This is a genomic window from Sulfurihydrogenibium yellowstonense SS-5, from assembly GCF_000173615.1.
Lineage (GTDB): Bacteria > Aquificota > Aquificia > Aquificales > Hydrogenothermaceae > Sulfurihydrogenibium > Sulfurihydrogenibium yellowstonense.
Genome location: NZ_ABZS01000081.1, coordinates 1 through 7,420 on the forward strand (window position 1 = coordinate 1; position 7,420 = coordinate 7,420).

At 31.0% G+C, this 7,420-nt stretch carries 8 protein-coding genes; 1 reads left to right on the forward strand and 7 read right to left on the reverse strand.

What is annotated here, in order from left to right; all coding sequences use genetic code 11:
- On the forward strand, nt 1-271 hold a 271-nt coding region (locus tag SULYE_RS04430), incomplete at its 5' end, for a chorismate-binding protein (RefSeq protein ID WP_007546927.1).
- Nucleotides 272-710: 439 nt separating this feature from the next.
- Here SULYE_RS04430 and SULYE_RS04435 read toward each other — a convergent pair.
- The 7 genes from SULYE_RS04435 to SULYE_RS04465 all read right to left on the reverse strand — a co-directional run.
- Complete coding sequence (locus SULYE_RS04435) at nt 711-1,946, reverse strand: peptidase U32 family protein (RefSeq protein ID WP_007546929.1); 1,236 nt, start codon at nt 1,944-1,946, stop codon at nt 711-713.
- Nucleotides 1,947-2,375: 429 nt separating this feature from the next.
- Nucleotides 2,376-4,244, reverse strand: a complete 1,869-nt coding sequence (locus SULYE_RS04440) for a copper-translocating P-type ATPase (RefSeq protein ID WP_007546930.1) — start codon at nt 4,242-4,244, stop codon at nt 2,376-2,378.
- A 68-nt stretch (nt 4,245-4,312) separates the two neighbouring features.
- Entirely contained in the window at nt 4,313-4,660 is a 348-nt protein-coding gene (locus SULYE_RS04445; protein ID WP_007546932.1) for a heavy-metal-associated domain-containing protein, read from the reverse strand.
- Nucleotides 4,661-4,663: 3 nt separating this feature from the next.
- Nucleotides 4,664-5,215, reverse strand: coding sequence for a YqhA family protein (locus tag SULYE_RS04450; RefSeq protein WP_007546934.1), 552 nt, complete (start codon nt 5,213-5,215; stop codon nt 4,664-4,666).
- Nucleotides 5,216-5,269: 54 nt separating this feature from the next.
- Nucleotides 5,270-6,127 (reverse strand): hypothetical protein, encoded by an 858-nt coding sequence (locus SULYE_RS04455; protein ID WP_007546936.1) that lies wholly within the window; start codon nt 6,125-6,127, stop codon nt 5,270-5,272.
- Nucleotides 6,124-6,735 carry a hypothetical protein gene (locus SULYE_RS04460; protein ID WP_007546937.1) on the reverse strand — a complete coding sequence of 204 codons (612 nt, stop codon included), beginning with the start codon at nt 6,733-6,735 and terminating at the stop codon, nt 6,124-6,126. The genes SULYE_RS04455 and SULYE_RS04460 overlap by 4 nt, the downstream gene beginning before the upstream one ends.
- A partial coding sequence (locus tag SULYE_RS04465) for a branched-chain amino acid transaminase (RefSeq protein WP_007546939.1) occupies nt 6,732-7,420 on the reverse strand: 689 nt, incomplete at its 5' end. The genes SULYE_RS04465 and SULYE_RS04460, both read right to left, overlap by 4 nt.

Consider the following 7,420-nt stretch of genomic DNA (forward strand, 5'->3'; position numbering starts at 1 on the left):
AAAAAAAAGAGCTATGGAAATTATAGATGAGCTTGAAGATAAAAAAAGGTCTGTTTACTGCGGAGCAACGTTTTTGATAAAACCAAATTTGGATTATGTTATGAGTGTAGCTATAAGGCAGATGATTTTTGCAAAAGATAGATGTTCAATCTATGTTGGAAGTGGTATTGTTTGGGATTCTGACCCGGTTAAGGAGTATGAAGAGACTTTGATTAAAGCAAAAGCTAATTTAAAGAGTTTGGATTTTGATATAGAATTGGTAAGTAGTTAAGTTAGGTAATACTTCGGGATGAGGAGTTTGGTTAAAACAGATGGCTCTTTAACGGCTATAGATGACTATAATTTACTTCCAAATTCTCCTGCTTTTTATTGTCTTTTTAAGTAGAAGACCATTTGGATTTATGTCCTTGAAAGGCATAGAAAGGTTGAATGGTAAGCATTAGAAAAAAGCAATCTTTTTCGTCATTCTGCAGCCGGCTAAGAATCTCAACCTCAAAGATGTCATTCTGAGCGAAGCGAAGAATCTCATGTTTTTCTTTTCAAATCAAAAAATCAAAAGAAGAGATTCTTCGGCTTACAGCCTCAGGATGACACGGAAAGGCAAGCTTACGAGAATTTTGGAACACTCTTACTCTTTCAAATAATAATAAAAGCAGGAGATCCTTTAGACTAAAGCAAGGATAACGTACAAAAGAAACTCATTTTTTAAATCAACCAACTTTTGCACCATCGCCTTTCTTAAGCAATTCTTCTACGTCTACCTCTTGCATTATATAAACTTTATCGCCCTCTCTAACTCTTTCAACTGTCTTTAAACCTACAACCATTCCTCTTTCTGCAACTTCAATATTTTTTCTATCAACCTGCATAGATTCAACTTTTTGCCTTACAACGCCGGTAGTTTTTCCGATTATATGGATAGTATCTCCTATTTTCATAGGATTGTTTATAATTCTTACTTCAGCAACGCTTATTTTTGGATAGTACTTGATTACTTCACCAACGTATACTTTTTTCTCTTTTGCTATACTTTGATTTAAACCAAACAATCCTTGACCAAAGTAAAAACCACTGTCCCATTCTCTGTGGTATGCCCTTTCTAATAGGTCCCAAAGGTCTTGGTAGCCTTTTGTCTGCCACTCTCCGTTTATTATTCTATCCCTTGCCTCTCTATAAGCATAGGTTACAAGGTATGCATAGTCAGGATTTTTATTCCTTCCTTCAATCTTCCAACTATCAGCCCACATTAACCTATCAACAAAATTAATGGTAACCAAATCTCTTGCAGATAAAACATAATCTGAGCCAAGAATAAAATCTGTTCCGGTGTTTTTTGAAGTTATTTTTACTTCAAATTCATGTCTGCAAACTTGATAACATTCTCCTCTGTTGCCGGATGTTTCAAATACATCATGGCTTAAAAAGCATCTTCCAGAAATAGCCATGCACATTGCACCGTGGATAAATATTTCAATCTCAAGATTTGTTTTTTCTTTGAGCTGGATTAGCCCATCAAGCTTTACTTCCCTTGCAGGAACTATTCTTTTTACACCAAGTTCTTCATAAAACTTTGCAGCTTGTGAGTTAGAAACAGAAGCCATTGTTGATAAATGTGTAGTGATACCTCTCTTTATAGCACCGGATAATACTGCCATATCCCAACCTATAACTGCATCAACACCTATCTCTTTTAACTGGTCCAATGTCTCATTTACCCAAGGCAAGTCATCTTCAAACACTATGGAGTTTAAGACGATATACTGCTTTATACCTTTGTCCTGAGTAATCTTTCTAATTTCTTTTACATCGTTTATGTCAAATTCAGACTTTAAAGCCCTTTGATTTAATTTTCCAACACCCATATAAATTGCGTCTGCGCCAGCTTTAATAACAGCTGCAAGTCCTTCATAATGCCCTACCGGAGCTAAAATTTCTGGTTTATTCATAAAATTTCACCTCTTATTTAATCAATATTTTGTTTTTTTAATAATATATGCCAATTAATCCTGATAGTGCTTTAAAATTTTAATTAATTTTGTGTTTGTCATTCTTTAAAGCCATGCGAAGAATCTCACCCTTTATACCTCTGTGACGTCATTCTGAACCAAGCGAAGAATCTCATATTTTCTGTTTTCAAACCAAAAAATCAAAAAAGGAGATCCTTCGGCCTTACGGCCTCAGGATGACAGAGAAAGTCAACAGTATTTTGTCATTCTGCAGCCGGCGAAGAATTTCCTTCCTTTACCTCTCACTTATTCACTTACTTTCTAACTTTTTTAAACGAGAAGATCTTTCAGACTAAAGTCCTCGGAATTACAAAAAAGTAAACTTACAAAAATTTTAGAATATTCTCATCAACCCTTATATGATAATTCTCATTCTAAAGAAATCCTTCTAAGTCTCAATGCGTTTAAAACTACTGTAATTGAGCTAAACGCCATAGCCATACCTGCATACATTGGATTTAGTAGGGTTCCAAAGATTGGATATAAAAAGCCGGCAGCAACAGGAATTCCAATCAAATTATATACATAAGCCCAAAATAGATTCTGTTTTGTTATTTTTAGTCCTTTCTCTGCTAATACCACAGCTTTTATTACACCTTTAAGATTAGAATTTAGCAGTATTATATCTCCTGCATCTTTTGTAATATCAGAAGCTGATTCTACTGCTATGCCAACATCACATTCAGCCATTGCGGGAGCATCATTTATTCCATCTCCTACAAAAACTATACTTTTTTCATAATCTGATTTTAAGTTTTTGATAAATTTATATTTATCTATTGGCGTCAACTGCCAATAAACCTCATCTATACCAAGAGTTTTAGCTACATTTTTTGCTACCTTCTCGTTATCCCCTGTTAGCAGAACAGTTTTTACACCTTTATTTTTAAACCACTTTAAAACTTCAAAAGCTTCTTTTTTTATACTATCTGAAACAGCCAAAGCCAGCACAATCCTATCATCAACAGCACCAAAGATTACAGTGTAGCCGTTTTCTTCATTTTTCTTCAAAAATTCTAAAAATTCATCTGATATGTTTATACCAATCTCTTCAAAAAGCTTTTTATTTCCAACGTACAAATTTTTGTTATCAAAAATACCAGTTATTCCTCTTCCTGCTAAAATCTGCTTTTGAAAGATGTTAACAAAATTAAAGCCGTTTTCTTTCATAAAACTTACGATTGATTGAGAAATAGGATGGTTGATATCTTTCTCCAAAGATAAAATCATTTCTAACTCTTCTTTACTTCCTTTGTATAATGTATCTACAACTTGAAATTTACCTTCTGTTAATGTCCCTGTTTTGTCAAAAATTACAATACCTATATCTTTTAGATTTTCAATTACTTCAGGATTTTTGATTAAAATTCCTTCTTTTGCAGCCCTACCAACGATATTAACTATTGCAATCGGAGTAGCAAGTCCCAAAGCACAAGGACAAGCTATCACAAGAACAGCTAAAGCTGTTGTAAACGCAAAATTTAGTGGATATCCAAGATAGTACCAAATGTTAATCACGATAATAGCAAAGATTAAAACAGATGGCACAAAAACCTGAGATATTCTATCTGCCAGCTGACCAATTTTCGGCTTTTTTGATTGTGCCTCAAGAAGAAGATTTATAATCTGATTTAAAACACTATCTTTTGCGTTTTTTGTCGCTTTTATCTTGATTACACCAACTTTATTTATACTTCCCCCTAAAACTTCATCACCTTCCTTTTTATACACAAGGTTAGACTCCCCTGTTAAAAACGACTGTTCAACCTCTGTCTGACCTTCTATGATAATTCCATCAACAGGTATTTTGTCACCAGGTCTAACAATTATAATATCGCCTTTAACTATATTTTCCGCCTTAACCTGATACTCTTTCCCATCAACTATGATAGTTGCATAGGTTGGCTTTAAAGATAGCAGATTTTTCATAAAGTCTGTTGCTTTTAATTTTGACTTTTGCTCTAAATATCTACCAAGTAAAACAAATGTAATGATAGCAGATGACCCTTCAAAATACACATGTCTCGTATTTTCTGGAAAAAAAGAAGGAAAAAGTAAGACTAATATAGAATAAAAATAAGCTGAAAAAGTTCCAAGAAAAACAAGCAGATTCATATCTGCAAGTCTATTTTTCAAAGACATAAATGAAGATTTATAAAACTCATAACCACCATAAAACTGAATTATTGATGCAATTATAAACTGAAAGTATTCATTGTAAGGAAATTTTATAAACATTGATAAAACAAGAAGAGAAAAGAGGGAAAGAGAAACTATTAGCCTATGTCTTAGATTATTTAACTCCTCTAACTTTTTTTTTCAAAATTTTCTAAATCAAAGGAAGCATCGTATCCAAGTTCTTTTATTTTATCCACTATTTGCTGTTTGGTTATTTTAGTTGGGTCGAATGTGAAAACACCTTTTGAAGTAGCAAAGTTTACAGAAGCTTCTTTAATTCCATCCATCATTTTTAACGTTGCTTCTACTGCAGCTGCACAACCTGCACAATGCATTCCTGAGATATTAAGCTGTATAGTTTCTAACTCTCCGGATAAACTTTCATTTTTTTCTTGGTTAGACTTCTTTCCAAAAAAAAACCAACTAACACCACCAATTAAAGCTAATGATATATTAAGTATCGTAAAATCTTTCATTTCTCACTCCTCCGAGCCATGTTCTTCTTCATGATGAGATTTTGCTAAAAAGTAAATAGTCAATGCTATTAAAAGTATTCCTATTGAAAGATAAAGCAAGTTTAAAACTTCTTCATACTTAAAACTAACAGCGTGTTTAAAAAATGTAACAATTAAAACCATAACTATAACTTTAGCAAGCTTATCTTTTAATTGGTCAAGAGAGTGAACAACAAGAATTCTAGAAGACTTTGTTTCTTTTTCCGCATAATCTATTTTACTTATAAACAATTCATAAAGTCCAATACCAAAAATTAAAAGCACTGTTGATATTAAATAAGCATCAATTGCACTTATAATATGCGTAATAGCATCTTTATGAAAGTTTTCATAGACCTGAGGGTCTGAAAAAGCATGAAACATTTCATTAAAAACAAGATAGATATCATATGTTCCTACTATAGTCAAAGTCAAAGCAGCAAAAATTGATGCAATTACCGCAAGAATTACCATCAGTCTTGATTCCCATAGTATCCTTTCAAATATCTGTTCAATCAAACCAAAAAACTTATTCATTCTTATCCTCCTTTTTATAGATTTTTTGATTTTATTTTATCATACTGATAAACTTCACTTAATTATATCTAAGATCTCAGAATCATCTAAAATTGCAGATTTATAGAAGATTAAGATGAGATAATCATTAATCTGCCTAACAATTATAAACTCGCAACCGGTTTTTAAATTCAAATCGTCGTTTACATAAGTTTTTGGAATTAAATTAAAGTCATCTAATATTCCTTCATTGAAATTTAATAATCCTTTTTTTAACTTCTCTTTTGTGTTTATGTTAAACAGGACTAAACCATTACAGTTTAAATTTTCATACAATTCTTTAATAAAGATTTCCGGGTCTAATTTGCCGGATTTGAACATCTTTACTGCTGTGCTTAAGTCATAAAATTTCCTATAAAATTCAGATTTGTCATTACATTTAAGATTTTCTATATACAGATTTTTTGCAAGGTTATTAATCTCTTCCTTTTGTTTTTCAAGTAGGCTCTTATCCGAAAAATATTTTAAAAATACCAGCCAAAATCCTAGTGCTATAAAGATATAAGTAAAATCAAAAAATCCAGATAGATATAGAGCTACTCCAAAAATCAATATTGTATAAATACTCATAAATACAAGGTCTATTAAATTTTCAACAAAGAAAATAAAAGTTATAAAAAATAGAGAAAAATAAATGTTTCCGGTTGTATACATAAAATAGCTAATAAGTAAAAAATCAAATAAAAATAAAAGATGCTTTAAAAATTTATGATTATGTAAAGGATAGAGAATTAACGTTCCAACAAAATAAGCTATAGACAACAAAGTTAAAGGTGTTTTAAAGTCAAAATTATAAAGTTGAACGTAAACAATTATTGATAAAGCTAAGATGAATCTTATTAAAATTTGAAGTAGTTCAGTATTCTTAATCATTCAAAAATCTTCTTTGAAATCAAATTTATTGTAAAAACTATTTTATTTTTAAATTCTTCAGAAAAAAAATTCTTATTTAGAATTTTATAAAATTCATTTGGATAGGGTTTTAACCATAATGTGTTGATACCTTCAAATTCAAAATTGAAATCTTTGTCTAAGATTAACGATGTATCTAAACCATTATTTTCTATCAATTTCTCCAATCTTTTAATTAGATTTTTATTTATATTGTTAACTGCCAATTTTTCATTCCCTACACCAGCATTGTTTAACAAAAAAAGCAGCAAAACATCATCTTTTTTTAGTTCTTTTAAATTTTTCCTCAAGCATTGAAAATCATTATTAAAATTAATAAAAAATCGGGTACGAAATCCTTTTGGGTACCCGACCTTCATATATCTATCTAAAATCTCTTTAAAGACGATATACGTTGAAAAATCTGAAAGTTTTTCTAAATCTGTGATGCTTAAATAATATATAAAAAACTTTTCACCATAACCTATATCAAAAAATATACAGCTGTTATTTTTTTCACTTATAACATTCAATTTTAAATCAGGATACTTCTTTAAATCTTTTTGAATAATTTTTTCTAACTTTTTCAACCTATCTCAATAATCCAATGTTTATATTTATCGTTTTTACCTCTTACTGCATCAAAGTATATATCTTTAATCATCTTTGTTATTTTTCCAACTTTACCATCTGCTACTGGTTTGCCGTCTATCTCAATTACCGGAGAAATCTGTGCTCCTGTTCCACAGAAGAATACTTCATCAGCCACGTAAAGCTCTGTTCTTGAAATGCTTCTTTCTACAACAGGTATGTTTAAATCTTTTGCTATTTCCATTACTGCATTTCTTGTTATTCCTTCTAAAATATCATCGCTTACTGGCGGGGTTATAAGCTTTCCGTTTCTAACGATGAAAATATTTTCTGCACTACCTTCAGAGACATAACCGTTTTTGTTTAATACGATTGCTTCTTCTGCTCCGGCTAATAATGCTTCTGTTTTTGCCATTGCTGAGTTTACATAAGCACCTGTAACCTTTAATCTTGGTGGAATCATATTATCATTTAATCTTGTCCAAGAAGAAACTTTGGCTTTAATTCCTTTATCAGTGTCTATGTAATCTCCAAGAGGTAATGTATAAATTGCAATTTTCGCAGTGTATCCGATTAATTTTGGTCCAATTGCCAAATCAGAGAAATACACAATAGGTCTTATATAAACATCTTCTTTATGATTGTTAACTTTAACCAACTGTGCTGTTATGTCTACAAGCTGGT